The sequence below is a fragment of the Acutalibacter sp. 1XD8-33 genome, from assembly GCF_003612555.1.
Lineage (GTDB): Bacteria > Bacillota > Clostridia > Oscillospirales > Acutalibacteraceae > Acutalibacter.
Genome location: NZ_RAZF01000007.1, coordinates 74814 through 93531, shown reverse-complemented (window position 1 = coordinate 93531; position 18718 = coordinate 74814). Strand labels below are relative to the sequence as shown.

14 protein-coding genes and 1 pseudogene are annotated in these 18718 nt (G+C 54.0%); 9 read left to right on the top strand and 6 right to left on the bottom strand.

Going from position 1 to position 18718, the window contains the following annotated elements; all coding sequences use genetic code 11:
• Positions 1–39: 39 nt before the first annotated feature.
• Positions 40–1602 (top strand): ATP-binding protein, encoded by a 1563-nt coding sequence (locus tag D7X94_RS07445; protein ID WP_120427101.1) that lies wholly within the window; start codon positions 40–42, stop codon positions 1600–1602.
• Positions 1603–2374: 772 nt separating this feature from the next.
• On the opposite strand, the gene D7X94_RS07435 is transcribed toward D7X94_RS07445, so the two are convergent.
• Positions 2375–2608, bottom strand: coding sequence for an IS66 family transposase (locus D7X94_RS07435; RefSeq protein WP_243111227.1), 234 nt, complete (start codon positions 2606–2608; stop codon positions 2375–2377).
• 260 nt (positions 2609–2868) lie between these two features.
• On the opposite strand from D7X94_RS07435, the gene D7X94_RS19480 reads away from it, so the two are divergent.
• The 4 genes and pseudogenes from D7X94_RS19480 to D7X94_RS18125 all read left to right on the top strand — a co-directional run.
• The gene (locus D7X94_RS19480) at positions 2869–3120 is read left to right on the top strand and encodes a Hachiman antiphage defense system protein HamA (RefSeq protein ID WP_330558188.1); all 252 of its coding nucleotides are present in this window, start codon (positions 2869–2871) and stop codon (positions 3118–3120) included.
• Entirely contained in the window at positions 3069–3221 is a 153-nt protein-coding gene (locus D7X94_RS19475; protein WP_279221763.1) for a Hachiman antiphage defense system protein HamA, read from the top strand. The genes D7X94_RS19480 and D7X94_RS19475 overlap by 52 nt, the downstream gene beginning before the upstream one ends.
• Positions 3222–3405: 184 nt before the next feature.
• On the top strand, positions 3406–3684 hold the full coding sequence (locus tag D7X94_RS07425) for a hypothetical protein (protein WP_120427098.1): 279 nt from the start codon (positions 3406–3408) through the stop codon (positions 3682–3684).
• Positions 3685–4026: 342 nt separating this feature from the next.
• Positions 4027–4194, top strand: a pseudogene (locus tag D7X94_RS18125) (tyrosine-type recombinase/integrase); the annotation flags it as partial.
• Between the two features lie 325 nt (positions 4195–4519).
• Here the strand turns inward: D7X94_RS18125 and D7X94_RS07420 are convergent.
• The 4 genes from D7X94_RS07420 to D7X94_RS07405 form a co-directional block, all read right to left on the bottom strand.
• Entirely contained in the window at positions 4520–6304 is a 1785-nt protein-coding gene (locus tag D7X94_RS07420) for an L-fucose isomerase (RefSeq protein ID WP_120427097.1), read from the bottom strand.
• A 384-nt stretch (positions 6305–6688) separates the two neighbouring features.
• A complete protein-coding gene (locus D7X94_RS07415) occupies positions 6689–7483 on the bottom strand; it encodes a helix-turn-helix domain-containing protein (protein ID WP_120427096.1) in 795 nt (264 codons plus the stop codon).
• Between the two features lie 71 nt (positions 7484–7554).
• A complete protein-coding gene (locus D7X94_RS07410) occupies positions 7555–8382 on the bottom strand; it encodes a sugar phosphate isomerase/epimerase family protein (protein WP_120427095.1) in 828 nt (275 codons plus the stop codon).
• A 15-nt stretch (positions 8383–8397) separates the two neighbouring features.
• Positions 8398–9603 (bottom strand): Gfo/Idh/MocA family protein, encoded by a 1206-nt coding sequence (locus tag D7X94_RS07405; protein WP_120427094.1) that lies wholly within the window; start codon positions 9601–9603, stop codon positions 8398–8400.
• 521 nt (positions 9604–10124) lie between these two features.
• Between D7X94_RS07405 and D7X94_RS07400 the strand changes: the two genes are divergently transcribed.
• The 3 genes from D7X94_RS07400 (at position 10125) to D7X94_RS07390 (ending at position 14951) form a co-directional block, all read left to right on the top strand.
• The gene (locus D7X94_RS07400) at positions 10125–11897 is read left to right on the top strand and encodes an ABC transporter ATP-binding protein (protein ID WP_120427093.1); all 1773 of its coding nucleotides are present in this window, start codon (positions 10125–10127) and stop codon (positions 11895–11897) included.
• On the top strand, positions 11898–13667 hold the full coding sequence (locus D7X94_RS07395) for an ABC transporter ATP-binding protein (RefSeq protein WP_120427092.1): 1770 nt from the start codon (positions 11898–11900) through the stop codon (positions 13665–13667). It begins immediately after the preceding gene.
• A 639-nt stretch (positions 13668–14306) separates the two neighbouring features.
• Complete coding sequence (locus D7X94_RS07390) at positions 14307–14951, top strand: helix-turn-helix domain-containing protein (protein WP_243111222.1); 645 nt, start codon at positions 14307–14309, stop codon at positions 14949–14951.
• A 341-nt stretch (positions 14952–15292) separates the two neighbouring features.
• On the opposite strand, the gene D7X94_RS07385 is transcribed toward D7X94_RS07390, so the two are convergent.
• The gene (locus tag D7X94_RS07385; protein WP_120427091.1) at positions 15293–16159 is read right to left on the bottom strand and encodes a DUF362 domain-containing protein; all 867 of its coding nucleotides are present in this window, start codon (positions 16157–16159) and stop codon (positions 15293–15295) included.
• A 524-nt stretch (positions 16160–16683) separates the two neighbouring features.
• Between D7X94_RS07385 and D7X94_RS07380 the strand changes: the two genes are divergently transcribed.
• Positions 16684–18561, top strand: coding sequence for an LTA synthase family protein (locus D7X94_RS07380; protein WP_120427090.1), 1878 nt, complete (start codon positions 16684–16686; stop codon positions 18559–18561).
• The last annotated feature ends 157 nt before the right edge of the window (positions 18562–18718 follow it).

Here is an 18718-nt window from a genome sequence, read left to right as displayed (position 1 = left end):
TTTAAAAAACTGTATACCATGTGGTTTGGGTGTTGAATTATGAATCTAAAAATAATATTTTATAAATCGTCATCAAAATATTATGATTCTGTTTGCTTGCAATGCGAAAATTTCGTTGGTTACTCATGCGAAAAATCAGCAAACACCTTAGTACTTGGAATGGAAGAGATTCGCCAATGCGAATTCGAAATAAAAGGCATTTTGGAGACAATACGCAACTGGACAAAAACAGAATATTTCATTGATGAAGAAAGAGCCACGTTAACGGATATAAACACTATTTTTACTATTGTTGATTGTGAAGCCGGATGTAGTTCGTGTATCCATCCCGAAGAGTATTGCTATGAGAATGCCGGATGGGGATGTAAGTCCCTTGACTTGATTTCTTTAAGAAAAGATTCATACTATTCCTATCGTCTGAGTAATTGCTGGTACGAATTTGGGCATTTTGAAAACAACGTCTGGAATATAGACAAGGAACAAATTCTTTTTATGTTGCAAAAAGAAGTCAAAAAGAAAAAAGTCAACATATGCAAACATTTTTCTTATGAACGGCTTCAGAAAGCCTTGGATACCCTGCCAAATATCATTGAAGTGACAGAGGATGGGGACTGGGAGTATAAGTATCGTAATGCACCACTTGGAATGAGGCAAAGTGAAATTATTGGTGTTAAGCCCAGAGAAAAACGAGAAAAAGATTATAGGAGTCCTTTCTCACTTTCGTTATTTGAAGACAAACAGGAAATACCAGTAAATGATACAAAGTATGTTCCAACGACCACCTTTAAAGATATCGGTGGTTTGGATGAAATTGTACAACAAGTGCGAGAAGTTATTGAGCTACCATTGATTGCACCGTATCTTTTTGAACATTATCGCATTAAGCCTCATAAAGGTATCCTGCTATATGGGCCGCCAGGGTGTGGAAAAACATTGATTGCAAAAGCTATTGCAAATGAGATTAGCGCACACTTTGTTTCTGTGAGTGGGCCGGAAATATTAAACAAATTTATTGGCCAGTCTGAGGCAAATCTGAGAAAGATATTTGAGGAAGCCAAGAAGATGCGCCCAGCAATTATTTACTTTGATGAATTTGATTCAATTTCTTCTACAAGAGATGCAGACGGTAACCCGTTAATGGCCACAGTTGTAAACCAATTGCTAACCTTGTTGGACGGAATTGATGAAAACAGCCGAATATGTGCAATTGCTTCCACCAATAGAATCGACATGATTGATGATGCAATAAAGCGTCCGGGACGGTTTGATTATGTAATAGAAATACAGAAACCCAGTCTTGAGGGTTGCAAAGCCATATTTAGAATACATACGGAGAATATGCCTGTCGCGAAAGATTTTGATAAGAATGATTTCGTTGAAGAGTGGTTAGTCGGGTGTTCAGGAGCAGAAATAGATTTTGTGGTTTCAGAAGCAGCTTATAATTCAATTAGGAGAACTGTAGATATCGGTCGTACCTTTGAAATCAATACCAATATTGATATTACAGATAAGAATGTGATTGTTAAAGAAGATTTTGTCAAAGCAGCTATAACGCTTAAAGAAAGTCGGGCACGCGCCGAAACTGCAAAATGGAGATATTGATTAAATGACTATAGTTGTTTTTGCGTGGGTTCAGATACACCCACCAACTAGGCAAAAATATCTTTTTGGTCGTGCGTTCACATCCTGTGGATATAAAAAAATATTCGCTCAAAAAAACCGCGCAGCCGCGCGGTTTTTTTGATGCCCGAAAGCCTGGATTTCAAAAGTGCGAAAATGTGGATGTAAGTAAGCGAAAAATCGAAACGAACCCTCGTAACAAGAAGAAAGCAATAGCGATCCTCAAAAGTGAAATCGCTATTTGAAATATTAAGCAAAATGAGCCGCCAAGCTACCTGCACAAAGTCTGGGCCCTCTGTCCCCAGGGCAGGCAATCTTCAATAGGAGTCCCCACAGACAGCCGCTCCAGCAAAAACTGAAAATGCCGGAAAGGCCGCAGTCAATTGGCTTTGGCTTTTTCCACAATAGAATAAGCTGCCGCACTGGCGCTGGCCTCTGCTCCTCTGGGCGAATTATAAAACAGCTAGTTTTCCCGACCCACCGCAAAAGGCCGTTCCGTGCGGTTGTTGTGGATAGTTCCAAGCGTCCGTCCAGAAACACATGCATCAGCCCACTCTTTCTGCTATAGTTAACGCATGTTAACTATTCGGCATCAGCTCAGTGCCGCGCCGTAGGCAGATTTTGGCACGGGATTATGGTGTATTCATTGCTTTCCCAGAATAAAAACTCTTCTGCTGTTGACACAGAACGCTTCTTCCTCTCCAGAAACCGTTCCTGGAAAGAGAGCTTTTTCTCCGCATACCCGGCCTTCAGCTCAAACAGCTTGTTGCAGTACCGCAGGCCTTTCGCTGTCCCCCGAGGTCCGATACACCCACACATAACTTTTCTGTGTGGCCTTCCTGCCATCCTCCCACAGCACGGTCAGCGTGATCTCGTCCGCATGAAGTATCTCGTTGGAGAGCAGTTCTTCCCGCAATCGCCGGAACAGCTCCCCGAACCACCTCTCGTGGGCGGCAATCACCCAGTTCGCCATAGTCTGCCTGGATATGGGCAGCCGCTGAAACTCCTGCTCCTGCCGGTACAGCGGCAGAGTCAGCGCATATTGATTGATTCAGATATAGATGATAACGGAAAACCTTTATATATCAATTAGACGAGTTTACGCAGGCTGTATTAATACTATACCAGAATTTATTTTTGCGGAGTATGCGAATCCGAAAATTCCACAGACCGATGCTGTCGAAAAGCTCCGTGAGGCGGCAAGAAGTATTTATAAAATAAATGATTACGAATTAATGAGACGTTGGTATTTTAGATAATGAAAAATCCGTTGAAGAAGAAATAAAAAAATTAGGAGGTTCACGTAGAGGAGAATTTGGGGAATTAATACTTCATTTATTACTAAGAGATTTCAAAAATACAATTCCCTTAATATCAAAAGTCTATTTTAAAGATTCAATAGGCAATTTGACACGGTACATATTACTCCAAATGATGGTATTCTATGGTTGGGGGAAAGCAAATTTTATACTGATAGTAAACGAGGAATTAGAGAATTAATTGGTGACTTGGAGAATCAATTTAAAAGGGAATATTTAGCCGAGCAATTTCTAATTATTAAAGAGGATGTAGAAAACAAACTCAATTCCTTATCGCGATGAATGGATTAAGAATGTCGGTTGAGGATAGCCCAGGAACTTGACCAACATTATATCGCTATCAAAGGAGCGCACAAGGGCGGTCATATCTATTGGGCCAACAGCGCCCAGGCGGTCACTACCAGCAACACCAAAATGAAGGCTGTCCTGACCCTCTCCCCCGGTGGATTACAAATGCGGGGTTAAAATGGTGAGAGGCACCGGCGAGATCAACCCGGCTGACACCTGTGGAGCCTTGCAAAACGATGATGGTTTATTCCGTGAAATTCTATACTTCAATCCCGGCCCCGGTGACACGCTGGACGAATTGCCGTTCTATGACCGGCCTATGAAGTCCGGCGAGAAACACCAATTTTTCCTGATCCAAGAAAGGAAGTGCCAACAAATGGCTATATTGGCAATGAAGCCCTGTATTATGCCGATAAAACGATTCTTTCATATCGCAAAAGGGGTGTTGACCAGCTAAATCAGCTTTTGGAAGGGGAAAAAGCATAATGGAAGAAAAGGCACGTCCGCCCCTTGATCGTATTCGTGGCCTATTCTTCAGTTAGGCTCCATTCCATCAATTTTCCTTGGTCATGCTAAACCCCCGCCAATGGCTTTTGGGGAGCCGTGTCGGGGGTTCTCTTTTTCTGTTTGAAGGTTTATTTTCAAGCCCTTGTTCAGTGTTGCAAATGTATTGCAAACGCCACCAGCGTCTACCGGCGTTGTGGAGGTGCGAAATATTGAATATCCTGAAATATCAAGGCTTATCAGCGCACAGCGAAGGCGCTGATAAGCCTTGATACTGAACGTATTTATTATACCAATAGAGCACACGTTCTGCACACGGTTAGCAAATGCAGGCATGAACCCCAAGGCGTTGTAGTGTATCATGAGACACGCCAACATCACGATGACGCTGAACTATTACGCCCATGCGACCTACGATTCCGCAAAGGCAGAAATGGAGCGTCTGGCAGCATATGAGGAATGAGCCTTGATACGGTAAAATGCAAAGTTACAGTTTTGACGGGACTTCCCCATAACGGTATAATGTAGCCAGAAAGGACGGTGGACGGTATGAGGAAAAAGACAACGCATCTATATGTAGACAGCAGGGAGAAATCATTGCTTTTCCATAGCCTTGTGGAGCTGAAAATCAGCTCATACAGCAGGGCAAATATGGGGACTGCGTTGACGAGATTGTCTTCAAGGTAGCCAATGCCCCGATAAAGAAAGTGAAAATTGAATATGTCTAAGGCACATTCGCCAGAAGTCTCTTATTCTTAATACTTTGCTGAAGCGGCACGAAGGAAATCTCACCGGTACAGGGGACCATAGGTGCAACAGGCCCGGTAGTCGGCGGACTCCGCGTCCTCGGTGCCGAAGGCCGCCCAGGCGTGGGGCCGGAACACCCGCCCTGCTTCCACATTGTGCATGGCGACGGGAATCCGCAGCATGGCGGCCAGGGTAATCAGCTCCGCCCCCACATGGCCGTAAACCGTGACCCCGTGGTTGGCCCCCCAATTGGCCATCACACTGTACACATCTGTGAAAGCCCCATGGCCCGTGAGCTTGGGCACGAACCAGGTGGTAGGCCAAGATGGGTCTGTGCGCTTGTCAATGACAGTGTGGATCTCGTCCGGCAGATCGGCGGTCCAGCCCTCGGCAATCTGGAGCACCGGGCCGATCCCTTCCACCACATTAGCCCGCAGCATGGTGACAGGCATCTCCGCCCGGCACCGGAAGTGGCTGGAGTATCCGCCTCCCCGGAAATACTCGTAGTTGGCCCGGCACCAGTCCGTGGCGCCAAGGCAGGCGACAACGTCCTCCTCCGTCATCTCCCAGAAGGGCTTCATGCAGCCCTGGCCCTGAGCGTTTTTGGCCGCGCCGGAGCCGTCCAGGGCTGTGGCTCCGGAATTGATCAGATGGATAAAGCCGTTCTCCGCCACGCCGGCGGGCCTGTGCCCAGTGACCCGCTGGCAGGCCTCGGGGCTCCAATAGGTGCGCACATCATGGAAGCAGGGCGCCGTGTTGCTGACCAGCATGCCCAGCATCATCGCCACGCCGTTGAGGGTGTCGTTTTCTGTGGCAAAGGGCGTGGGGGGCTTTTGTCCATTCCAGTCGAAAGTGGAGGCCATAATGGCCTCGGTGAAGTCCGCGTTGGGCAGCCAGTCCGTCCACTGGCGCTGGCCCTGGAAGCCTCCCGCCACGGCGTTCTTGCCCAGAGCCTCCTCGTGCCAGCCCAGCTCGTCCAGCTTGGGGTTGCCGTAGAGGATGTCCCGGACGATGATGGTCATCTTGGCGATGAACTCCCAGTCCTTGTCCGCCGGGACTACTTTGGATCCAGTGATTATTTCCGGCAATTCCTTGCCCTCGTTCAGGTCGAAGCCCTCCTTGCAGTTCTCCTGGATCCACGCAAGCGCTTTCTCATATTCGGCCTTATCGTAAATTTCCAGAGTAATCCGCCGGAGGATCTCGGTCATGTCCACCCATTCGGCCCGGATGCCGAAGTATTTCTGGAACATATCCGCGTTGCAGTAGCTGCCCGCGATGCCCATGGCCACGCCCCCCAGGTTCACATAGGACTTGTTCCTCATCCAGCCCACGGCCACAGCCCCACGGGCGAATTTCAGAATTTTTTCCGCCACATCGGCAGGGATACTGCCGTCCCCCAGGTCCTGTACGTCATGACCATAGATCGAGAAGGCGGGCAGACCCTTCTGGGCGTAGGCGGCCATCACCGCCGCCAGGTACACCGCGCCGGGGCGTTCGGTGCCGTTGAAGCCCCACACAGCCTTGATGGTTCCGGGATCCATATCGAACGTTTCGGAGCCATAGCACCAGCAGGGGGTGACGCTCAGCGTGGCCACGACGTTTTCCCGGGAAAAGGCCTCCGCGCATTTCGCGGCCTCGGCCCCGCCGCCGATGGTGCCCAGATTGACAAAGCACTGGACAGGGGTGCCGTCAGGATATCGAAGAGTGCCTTCTATAAGTGCCGCCGCGGCTTTTGCCATACCCATGGTTTGAGCCTCCAGGCCCTCCCGTACCCCGCCCCAGCGGCCGTCGATAACCGGGCGAATTCCGATCTTGGGATAAATCATAGGGAAACCTCCATTTCGCAGATTCAATTTAGCATTCTGCTTGTATTATATCCCTCGGCCGCCCTAGACGCTTGAGGAATACTAGCCCTGTAGTAAAAGGATATTCACTTTTTCTAGGAGCTGAGGAAACAAAGCACGGCTTCTTTGGGCAGTATCGTTAACGCCGTTCAAAAAAGGTGCCCTGCCCTCCGAAGAGCTCCGCGAGAGTGTGCGCAACCCCTCCAACCACATCCGTCAGCGGCAATTCCACCCGCTTGTCGGGTGGGTGCTCATTTGGCTCCAGGCCCCCCTTCCGATAGGAGAGCATTCCCACCAGCCTGCCGCCGGGTGTCGAGATGATAGACCTCCGGCAGAGACGTCTCGTCGTCTTAACTGTTAGTCCGCCTAACCTTTTTGATTCCGCCGGCGGTACTCTAAAGGCGTCATGCCATGATGTTGGCGGAACGCTCGGAAAAAGGTGCGCTGGCTTTCAAAGCCGGCCTCCTCTCCCACCTGGGTAATAGACATATCGGTGCTTTGCAACATGATTTGAGCATAGGAAAGGCGGATGCTGGACAAGTAGGCAGGAAAGCTCTGGCCCATTTTTTCAGAAAACACATGGGAGAGCCGCCCCGGGCTGACGCCCACACCCTTTGCCAGCATAGACAGCGTCAGAGGCTCCCGATAATGCTCGTTTACAAAATTGGCGACCTGCCAGATCAGGTCCTGGTGGTTGTTGCTGCGGTTCTGACAAAGATCTAGCTCTGGCAGGGCCCGGGCCAGGATCAGTTGAATCAAGGGGCCGTATACCTCGCCGCTGGAACCCGCCTGCCCATATTCTTTCACCAGCTCGCCGATGGCGTAGGAGATATTAGGGTGAAGCCGGGTCAGAAAGGGAGAGGCTGGGTGAAGGTGCAGAAGGGCGTCCAGATATCCTCCTGTATGGGAAAGGCTGGCAATCAGCATGGTGATAGAGGAGTCCGGCGCGACGTCGCGGTAGCTATGGATCTGGTTAGGGAAAATGACCGCCAGGCTTCCCGCGGCCAATACCGCGTTCCGGCTCCCCACCGTAACGCCCACCTCTCCCTTCTCCACAAAGAACAGTTCCAGCTGGGGATGCAGGTGCGGGGGAAAATGAAAACCCGGGGAGGAGATCGCCTGGAACTGCTGGGTGCGGTACTCAAAAAACGCGCGCTCCATGGTTTTGCTCCTTTCCCGGGCGTATTAAGGGGTGGATTTATCGTGTAGAAATGCCGTTCAGGCCATGCCGCCTATAGCCCCAGAACGTCCCGCAGGTAGATGCGGGATACCTCTGCCGAGTGGAAATTGCACACCTCGGGCCGGTCCAGCTCCACACAGAGCACGCCGTCGTAGCCAATCTCCTCCAGAGCGGCCTTCACTGCCGGAAAGTCCACCGTACCGTGGCCCAGGGCCCGGAAGGTTCCCATCTTGGCCGGACCCTCCGCCTTAGAGAGGGCATAGGTATCCACATCTTTTAAATGCATATAGGCGACGCGGTCCCCGTACTGGCGGATAATGGCCGCAGGGTCGATGCCCGCCAGAGTGGTGTGCGCGGTGTCAAAGCAGAAGGAGACGTACTCCGGGTTGGTGTGGGCGGCAAAGTAGTCGATGTCGCTCTGGCTGAACACGCAGGTGCCATAGTGAGGGTGGAAGCAGACCGTGATCCCCTTCTTTTTGGCATACTCCCCCAGACGGTTGGCAATCTCACAGGTCTTGTCCAGCATTTCAGGGTTGGTAGGCCGCTCACTGGGGCCATTGTCTCCAAAGCCGCCGTTCTGGCAGTTGAACCATTTTCCCCCGATTTCCGAGAGGAAATCCACCTGCTCCATGCTCCGCTTCAGGGAGCCTTCCACGTCGAAATCGAAGTGGCCGTAGAGGTTTACCAGCTCCACGCCGCAGTCCGCGCAGAGCTTCTTCAGCTCGCCGGGGTCGTCCTTGTAATAGTCCCGGATGAAGGCGAAATTTTCCACCGTGTCATAGCCTAAAAATTTGCACTCTTTGAAACTCTGCTCCAACTGTTTCTTGGCGGTGTCAGGGTCTCCGTGGATCCAGGTCCAGCCGGTGTAAGCAACTTTCATAGTAGGTTCCTCCTGTTAATCTAAAATTCCGTGCATGGGGTTGTTTTCCATGGGCGCGGTGCGGGTGTATTTGGTCTGCATGGGGATATATGCCTTGCTCTCGCAGGACTGGGAGAAGCTGGTCATAATCTCCAACACATGGCGCTGCTGCTGGTAGTTGGCCCGATGGTCCCGGCCGGTGCGCAGAGCCTTGCACATGTCCGCCAGCCCCAGGCCCCGGCTGTTTTCCAGGTAGTCGAAGAGCAGGGGCATCTCCTTCCAGCCCTGGTAGAAGTCCGGCACACCATGGCGGGCAAGACCCGGGTCGGTCTTAGGCGCCGCCGCGGCATCCTCCGGGCGCAGCAGGAGCACGGGCCCGCCGAAAGTGTTGGGGTCGGGAACCATCAGGCTGCCCTTTGTGCCATATACCTCAAAACGGGATTGTGCCGTATAGTGCACGTCGAAGGTTGTGAACACCTGGGCCACGGCTCCGCTGGAAAATTCGATATTGCCGGAGAGCCAGGTGTCTACATCCACATCAATAATTTCTCCCCGATGGGGCTCGGAGGTGATGAGCCGCTGGGGGAAGGAGCGCTTGGTCATGCCCATCACGCCCCTGGCCTCTCCCAGCAGCTGCACCAGGGCGGTGACGTAGTAGGGCCCCATGTCCAGCATGGGGCCGCCTCCCCGCTTGTAGTAGAACTCCGGGTCCGGGTGCCAGGTCTCGTGGCCGTGGCATACCATGGCGCAGCTAGCTCCCACGATATCACCGATCATGCCGCTGTCAATGAGCCGCCGGGCGGTCTGGATGCCCGCGCCCATGAAGGTGTCCGGCGCGCCGCCCAGGCGCAGCCCTTTTTCCTCCGCCAGGGCAACGAGCTGGCTGGCCTCGTCCATATCCACACCCAGCGGCTTCTCGCTGTACACATGCTTGCCGTGGAGAAGAGCCTGCTTCGTCACCTCAAAATGCTCATAGGGACGGGTCAGGTTGAGGACAACCTCTACCTGCGGGTCATTGAATGCCTCATACATGTCTTTATAGATTTTGGGCTGGGGAGCCTGAGCCCCTTTCTCGATCTCGCCCTTCACATAGGCCGCGCCCTTTTCCGCTCGTTCGGGAATAAGGTCGCATACCCCCACCAGCTCCACTTCCCGGAAGGTATGGGTGATGTTTTGCAGATAGATGCCGCTGATGGCGCCTACACCGATCATCGCCATTTTTACTGGCTTCCTGTTTTCCATGATGAATCATCCTTTCACCTGCACAATATTTTCTGTGCATTATAGAACCTGCCGGCCTGTAAATCGTATCCGCCAGACCCCAAACAGGTCTTTTCTATAGTGACAAGTATAGTGCTTTTAACCTGAAGGGTCCTGCCAAAAACCGGATTGTTTACGCCATTTTCTGCTGATTTTTGAAAGAATGCCGCACAAAAAGGAAAAGGAGTGGTTCTGCCAGATTTGAACAAGGAATCCCATCTAAATCATACCAGATCTATCGAAAAGGTCAAGAGGAAAAAACGGGAGCGTTATGGAACCACGGGCAAAACTGGAAGCAGATTTGTTGCAAGTCAATATGCTGAATTTGTCAAAGCAGAGCGACATCGTTGGGCAAAAACTGGCAGAATGCCGAAAATTGAATTTTTAGCAAAAACATCTTTCATTTTTCTGCCCGTTCGCTATAATAGGGTGAAGTTGCTTGAACAGAAGCAGCAAAATATCCCCAGGAGGGAACTTTGCGTTTTGCAAGGAGGGAAAAATCTATGTTCCAGCTCAGATGGGTCTGGACGCGCATGGCCGGCACCCATAAGCGCTACGTGTTCGCCCTATTCTCCACCGCCGTCCTGGCAGTCATGTCTCTGGGAAACTCCATGATTACCGCCAATATCATGGATACCGTGTTCTATCCTTTGCAGGAGACAGGAACCGTCACGCCGGAAGCGGTCCGGCAGCTGGGATGGCTTGTTGCCCTGCTGATCGGCTTTGTGCTGGTCCGCACCAGCTTCGGCTATCTGTCCGTCATGACCTATGAAAACTGCTCCCAAAAGCTCATCTATCAGCTGCGCCGGGACCTGTATAAGAACATGCAGGAGCAGGATCAGGCCTTCTACGGCCAGTACCGCACCGGCGACCTGATGACCCGTCTCACCGGCGACATGGACATGATCCGCCACGCGGTGAACTGGGTGATCCGCCAGCTGATCAGCTGCACGGTGATGTTCTTCACAGCAATCATCACCTTCTTTGTAGCGGACTGGCAGATGGCCCTGACCATGCTGGCCATCACCCCGTTCATCTTCGCCCTGACCCTGATGTTCTCCAAACGGGTGCACCCCCTCTATGTGGACCTGCGGGAGAAGCTCTCCAGCCTGAACACCGCCGCCCAGGAGAATATCTCCGGCAACCGGGTGGTGAAGGCCTTTGCCCGGGAGGACTACGAGATCGCCCGGTTCGACGAGAAAAACCGGGAATATAAAGAGGCCAACAAAACTGCCTCTCTGCTGTGGTTGAAGTTCTGCCCCTATGTGGAGACTTTGTCCCAGTCTTTGTCTGTGGTGGTGCTGCTGGTAGGGGGCGCGTTCCTCATCAGCGGCCGGATCACCATTGGTACCTTCGCTATGTTCAACGGCCTCACCTGGACCCTGGTGGACCCCATGCGGATGCTGGGAATGCACCTAAACGACCTGCAGCGCTTCTTCGCCAGCTCCAACAAGATCATCGAGCTCTACTACGCCAAGTCCACCATCACCACCCGTCCGGATGCGGTAAAGCCCAAGGGCCGGGTGAAAGGCGAAGTGAAGTTCCAGGATGTAAGTCTCAAGCTTCATGGCACGGAGGTGCTGAAGCATGTGAACCTGGACATCCATCCTGGAGAAACCGTGGCGGTTATGGGCCCCACCGGCTCCGGCAAGACCTCCCTTGTAAACATGATCCCCCGCTTTACGGACGCCAGCTCCGGAAAGGTGCTGGTGGACGGGACGCCGGTGCGGATGTACGACCTGAAGTCCCTGCGCTCCTCCATCGGCATCGCCACCCAGGATGTGTTCCTCTTCTCCGACTCTGTGGACGGGAACATCGCCTACGGGGACAGCAAAATGCCCGAGGAAGAGGTGAAACGCTTCGCCAAAATGGCGGACGTGGACTTCGCCGAGAAGCTGGCCGAGGGCTTTGACACTGTCATCGGCGAACGGGGCACGGGCCTTTCCGGCGGGCAGAAGCAGCGCATTGCCCTGGCCCGGGCCCTGGCTGTGCGTCCCAGCATTCTGATTCTGGACGACACCACCAGCGCGGTGGACCTGGAGACGGAGAAATACATCCAGGAGCAGCTGGCGAACCTGGATTTCCCCTGCACCAAGATCATCGTGGCCCAGCGGATCTCCACCACCAAGCGGGCTGACAAGATCGTGATTCTGGAGGACGGGCGGGTCACCCAGGTGGGCACCCATCAGGAGCTCTCCCAAGCCCCCGGCTATTACCGGGAGGTATTCCTGCTGCAAAACGGCCAGGAGGCCGGCAGCGAAAGGCAGGTGGTCTAAATGGCGCGCAATCGTTTTGACGTAGACGAAAACCTGGAAACCCCGTTCAGTATAAAGCATCTGCTCCGGGCAGGCACCTACATAGGCCGGCACAAGAAAAAGATGATCCTCTCTCTGGTGTTTTCCGCCATTTCCGCCGCAGTGGGCCTGATCGGCCCCCTGCTGGTGCAGAGGGGAATCAACGTCTCCGTGCCCAACAAGGACTATAGGGAGCTGGCCATTCTGGCCGCCTGTATGCTGGCCTCCATCATCATCTCCCTGCTGTTCGCCATTGCCCGCAGCCGGTACATGATCCAGGTGGGCCAGGAGATCATCTACGACATCCGCAAGGACCTGTTCCAGCACCTGCAGAAGCTGCCCTTCCAGTTCTACGACGACCGGCCCCACGGGAAGATCCTCACACGGGTCATCAACTATGTGAATAGCGTCTCCGACGCCCTCTCCAATGGTATTATAAACTTTGTGCTGGAGATCTTCAACCTGATCCTCATCGCCATCTTCATGCTCATCTGCGACGTGAAGCTGTCCCTGGTGGTGATGGCGGGCATCCCCCTGCTGCTCGTTGTGATCTTTCTGGTCAAGCCCGCCCAGCGCCGGGCATGGCAGGATGTGTCCAACAAGAGCTCCAACCTGAACGCCTACCTCCACGAGAGCCTGGACGGCATGAAGATCACCCAGGCCTTCACCCGGGAGGAGGAGAACGGGGAGATCTACGACCGGCTGAACCAGAACTGCCGCAGGACCTGGATGAAGGCCCAGTACACCTCCAACCTGATCTGGGTCTCTGTGGAGAACATCTCTACCTGGGTGGTGGGGGCCATGTATCTGGTGGGCCTGTGCACTCTGGGGCCCAGCATGCAGATCGGCACCATCATCGCCCTGGCCTCCTACGCCTGGCGGTTCTGGCAGCCCATGCTCAGCCTCTCCAACCTGTACAACACCTTCATCAACGCCGTGGCCTATCTGGAGCGGATCTTCGAGATGATGGACGAACCCATCACCGTGGACGACGCCCCCGGCGCCACGGAGCTGCCCCCCATCACCGGCGGGGTGGAGTTCCGGAACGTGGTGTTCTCCTATGACGGCTCTGTGAACGTGCTGGAGAACTTCAACCTGAACATCACCCCAGGGGAGTCGGTGGCCCTGGTGGGCCCCACCGGCGCGGGCAAGACCACGGTGGTAAATCTGCTCTCCCGGTTCTACAACCTCACCGGCGGACAGCTGCTGCTGGACGGCCACGACATCGCCGGGGTGACCCTCCACTCCCTGCGCTCTCAGATGGGCATCATGCTCCAGGACAGCTTCATCTTCTCCGGCACCATTATGGACAACATCCGCTACGGCCGCCTGGACGCCACGGACGAGGAAGTGATCGCCGCCGCCAAGACGGTGTGCGCCCACGAGTTCATCTCCCAGATGGAGCAGGGCTACCAGACCCAGGTGAACGAGCGGGGCTCCCGGCTCTCCCAGGGCCAGAAGCAGCTGGTGGCCTTTGCCCGGACGCTGCTCTCCGACCCCAAGATCCTGGTGCTGGACGAGGCGACCTCCTCCATCGACGCCAAGACGGAGAAGCTGGTGCAGCAGGGCCTGCAGGCTCTGCTGAAGGGGCGTACCTCCTTCATCATCGCCCACCGGCTGTCCACCATCAAGAACTGCGACCGGATCCTCTACATCGCCGACAAGGGCATCGGGGAGATGGGCACCCACCAGGAGCTGCTGGAGAAGCGGGGCAAGTACTACCACCTCTATACCGCCCAGGTGGAGGACTGACAGAGAGCCGAAGGTTTGACTAATTTTGGGGGATGGAAGGCCTCCGGCACACCGCGCCAAGCGAGGCGAGATGAGCAGGCTGGCTTTCTCCAGGATTAGGAAACTTTTTTCTCAGTTGCAAAAGAGATTCATCTCGCACGGCGAGATGAACTCTCCGTTTCCTCTTGACGCTTCGCGTCAATTCACCTTCAAAAAATGCGCTTCTCAGGTGTTTAAGGCCAAGATCTTGGGGACGCCGGTCTCGCCTGTCGGCTCGGTCGGTTCGCATCGTGTCTGCCACTGGCAGACGCTCACCCCCAAACCCCTGCGAGCTTTTGAAAAAGCTCGACCAAAACTTTTACGGTGGTTAGGATAGCTTGGCAAAAAACCGTAAGACGTTCACGACGAGCAAAGCGAGGCGTGGGTAAAAGTTTCGTAGACTTCGTTTTACGAAGTCTTACCTTTCTCAAAGGTGGTGGGGGCGGAGGGGGGCGACAATCGCCAGTGGCGATTTCCCGTCGCCGACCGAGGCGGCAGCTGAGACTCAAATCCCCCTCCACCCCGCAACCCCTGGTTGACAGATTTCCAGGCCCGCTCCCTTGCGCCGCAACCGCTCCTTAGGATAAAATAGAGACACAAAATCGAAAGGAGCGCATTGCAATGAATATCATGGAAATGGCGGACAGAATCCAAAGCCTCCGAAAGGCCCGAGGCCTCTCCCAGGAGGAGCTGGCCGAGCGGCTGGGGATCTCCCGTCAGGCGGTGAGCAAGTGGGAGAGCGGGCAGAGTATGCCGGAGCTGGACAAGGTCACCGCCCTCAGCGACTGCTTTGGCGTGACCACGGACTACCTCCTCAAGGGCGTGGAGCCCGAAAAGCAGGAGGCGGACAGGGGCCTGGGCAGCCGGGTGCTCTATATCGCCTCCACAGCGATAATCTTCATCGGGCTCTTCGCCGGGTGTGCCGGGTGGTACGAGGACCAGAGCCCCGCCAGCTTTCTGGGGGGCATGTGCGCCCAGGCCATGGGCGCGGCGGGGTACTTCATCGGCAAGGTCCTGTCCGGGGAGAAGCCGCCCTTCGCCGTCAAATGGCTGAACGTGCTGGGCGGGGCCTTCATGCCCTGCTCCATCCTGGCCGAGGCGTTCTTCCGGGGTGGGTCCTCCCCGTTCCCCAACTGGCCCGCCCCCTATCCGGTGGACGTGGGCCATCTGGCGGTGTTCCTTCCCCTCTATCTGGCGGCGGCCGCCGGAAGCTGGTTCCTCCTGCGCCGCGCGGGCCGCAGGAAAAGGCAAGGTTCTGACAAATAATAGTAAATTAACTTAAAAACCGACAAAGCGGGTTCTTAAGTTCGGTGGCTCAGGAGGTGTTCCCTTCTCGTCTAGTTCAAAAGATTCTTTTGAACTTAATTAACTATACGATTCCCAATTCATGGTAAAAAAAGAGAAGGACATTTCGCGGATAACGAGATGTCCTTCTCTTTTTTTACCCAGTTATTCCCCGTTTTTATAGTAAACGCACTTAAAACCGGTAAATACCGATTTTCAAGCCGGGCGCCTGAGGGGGGCATGACCCCCTCAGGCTGGTTCAAAAGAGGTATCTTACGTCTTTTGAACTGCGTTAACTATAAGCGCGTTTCCTTAGCGTCTCTTTAGTCCATCTCGATCAGTTCATACTCCCGGTTGGCAAAGCCCAGCTTCTCGGCGGTATCCACAGTGTGGACGCCGTTGCGGCTCTCAATGCGCTCAATGAGATGGTCCCGGCCCGGGTCGTCACTGGCATACACCAGATCCAGGCAGGCCTGGTCCAGAGCCAAGGGGTCCAGGGAAGCCAGCACACCGATGTCGCCGATCTGGGGATCCTCAGCCACGGCGCAGCAGTCGCAGTCCACGGACATGTTGGCCATGACGTTCACATAGGCGATCTTGCCATTAAAGTATTTTACAATAGACTGGGCGGATTCCGCCATGGATTCCAGGAAGCAGTCGTGGTCCGTCTCCCACATGCCCATGTCTCCGCCTGCGCTGTGGATGTGAGATTTACCGTGGGAGGAGGCGATGCCGATGGAGATATTTTTCAGTGCCCCGCCAAAGCCGCCCATGGGGTGCCCCTTGAAATGGGAGAGCACCAGCATGGAGTCGTAGTTCGCAAGGTTTTTGCCCACGAAGTTTTCCTTCAGGTGCTGACCGCCCTCCACGGGCAGGGAGATCTCCCCCTCGGCGTCCATGATGTCCACCGGGGCAATGTCCGTCCAGCCGTGGAGCTTCATGGTCCCCCAGTGGGCCTCGGTGGTGTTGCGCTTGCCCTCATAGGCGGTGTTGCACTCCACGATGGTGCCGTGGACCTTGTCCACCATGGGCTTCCAGAATTCGGGGCGGATGAAGTTCTGGTTTCCTACCTCGCCGGAGTGGACCTTGACCGCTACCTTGCCGGGAAGCTCCACACCCAGGGCGTCATAGAGCCGGAGTACCGCCTCGGGGGTGACGGAACGGGAGAAATAGACCTTTGCTTTTGCCATATGGATCCTACCTTTCTATAGTTGGTATTCTTTAAAATTTAGTATACTACCTGGAGCGCGGTTTAAGTCAAGGGGGTATTTGCAAAATGACGAAATCTATGCTATAATCGAAAAAATAGGTATGCGGCGGGATTCCACTCTCCCGAGAGGGATTGGACGGGATTTCAGGAAACTTTTTCTCAGTTGCATTTCCTCCTGCCGATGTTTTGCAAAGTAAAACTCGGATAGTTAACCGAGCGGAGCGAGCGTTAACTATGATTCGCCTCTTCAAAAATACGCTTCTCAGGTGTTTAAGGGCAAGACCGTGGAGCTCAAGAGTTCATGAAGTGAGCTCTCCCACATACTCGCAAACTTTTACGGTTGTTAGGTTAGCTTGTCAAAACATCAAAACCTTCACGACGAATGTAATGAGGAGTGACATTGCGCGGTCAAAGACTTGGCGAAGCCAAGTCTCAGGCGTCTAGGCCCCTTGTGGGGTTTGGGATGAAACCCCAAGCCCTTAAAAAAGAATCGAGGGAAAAATTTTGGAAGAAAGAGAAAATCCGGGGCTGCGGGCCAAACTTGCCGCCCTGTTTCAAAAGAAATGGTTCACCGCCCTGCTGCTTCTGGCAGGAGCCCTGGGCGTGGGCCTGCTGACCTTATGCTTCTCCGTGACAGCCAACCGTGCCCTAATGCTGCAGAGCTATCTGAAGCGTCCTCTGCTCATGACTCTGAACCTGCTGCCGCCGGTCCTTTTGTGCTTCTTTCTGTGGTTTCTCACCAACCGTGCCGTGATCGCCTACGGAATCACGGGGGCGGGCGTGTTTGGATTGGCCCTGGCCAACTGGTTCAAGCTGCAATTCCGCAACGACCCCCTCATGTTCGAGGACCTGCTTTTGGCAAAAGAGGCCGGGAATATGCTGGGGCGCTACAGCCTGTTTATGACCCCGATGCTGGCGGCGGCGTTGGCCTGTATTGTGGGCTGGGGCGTGGTGATCTTCTTCTGCGGGCGGGGAAGGTTTCGGCCGGTGTTTTTTAAGAACCTCCAAGCCAGCTTTCGGGCGGGCTGGCTCCGGTTTGCCTTGGCGGCGGTTTTGCTGGCCGCAGTATTTCCCTTGTCTAAGGTATACGGGGACAATCGGGTCTACTCCACCCATACCGCCAATTTCGACCACGCCAACCGGTGGTCCGCTACAGACGTTTATACGTCCAAGGGGTTTGTCTATCCTTTTTTATATAGCGTGAAGAGTGCCTTCGAAACGCCTCCCGAAGGCTATCATAAGGAAGCGGCCCAAGCCCTGCTGGCAAAGTATGAGGACCGGGAAATTCCAAAGGAAAAACGGGTAGACATGGTTTCCGTTATGCTGGAGGCGTATAACGATCTCTCTAAATTTGAAGAAATCCCCTTTGTCCAGGATCTCTATGCCTCCTATCACGCTTTGGAAGCAGAAAGTTTCACCGGTAACTTGGTTACCAGTGTGTTTGCGGCGGGCACAGTGAAAACCGAGCGATCCTTTTTGACGGGGTACGAGACTCTTAGCAGCTTCCGCCGGGCCACCAATTCCTATCCCTGGTACTTTAAGAGCCAAGGGTATGCCGCCACAGGAAGCCACCCTTGCTACAACTGGTTCTATAACCGGGTCAACATCAACCCCAACCTGGGTCTGGATGACTACCTGTTTTTTGAGGAACATTACGGGGAGCTGGCCGGGGGCAATATTGCCCGGGACAAGATTTTGTTCCCGGAGATGTTCCGCCTGCACCAGGAGGCTGTGGAGGCATCCCAAGCCCCCTATTTCTCCTTTTCCGTCACCTACCAGGGCCATGGCCCCTATAATACCGGCGTGAACGACTGGGGCCAGGACTTCATCCAGCCCGGAAAATATAGCCAGGAGACGGAGAACATTGTGAACAACTATCTGGGCTCAGTGAAGTCCACCAGCGAGGAGCTGGCAGCGTTTGTAGACTCTTACCGGGAACTGGACCGGCCGGTGGTGATCGTGGTATTTGGGGACCATAACCCCTGGATGGGAGACGGAAACAGCGCCTACCAGGAGATGGGGATTGACCTGGGCCAGGACCACAAGGAGGGCTTTCTGAACTACTACTCTACCCGCTACCTGATCTGGGCTAATGACGCGGCTAAGAAGATCTTAGGCAATGATTTTGCCGGAGAGGGGCCAGACATTTCCCCGTGCTTCCTTATGAACCAGGTGTTCCAGCTGTGCGGCTGGGACGGGCCCGCCTATATGCAGTATACAGACGAGCTGATGGCGGACCTGCCGGTGATTCAGCCCAATGGGACCTGCGTAACGGCAGAGGGCAGCTATCTGCCAGAACCGGAAGGAGAGACAGCGGAACGGATTTTAGAATTTCAGCAGGTGGAATACTATATGCGCCACGCGTTCTTGTATGGGCAATAATGCGCCGGGGCCTTTCCGTTCCCGACGAGATGTAACCATAGAGGATAGAAAGGCCCTGCGGTTGTATGTCTGAAGTGTGCTGGGCCGGATATGCTTTATGTGCGGCAAAAAGGCAAGCCGTCTTTCGTGATAACCGCTATTTCGCCAGGAAAGGAGG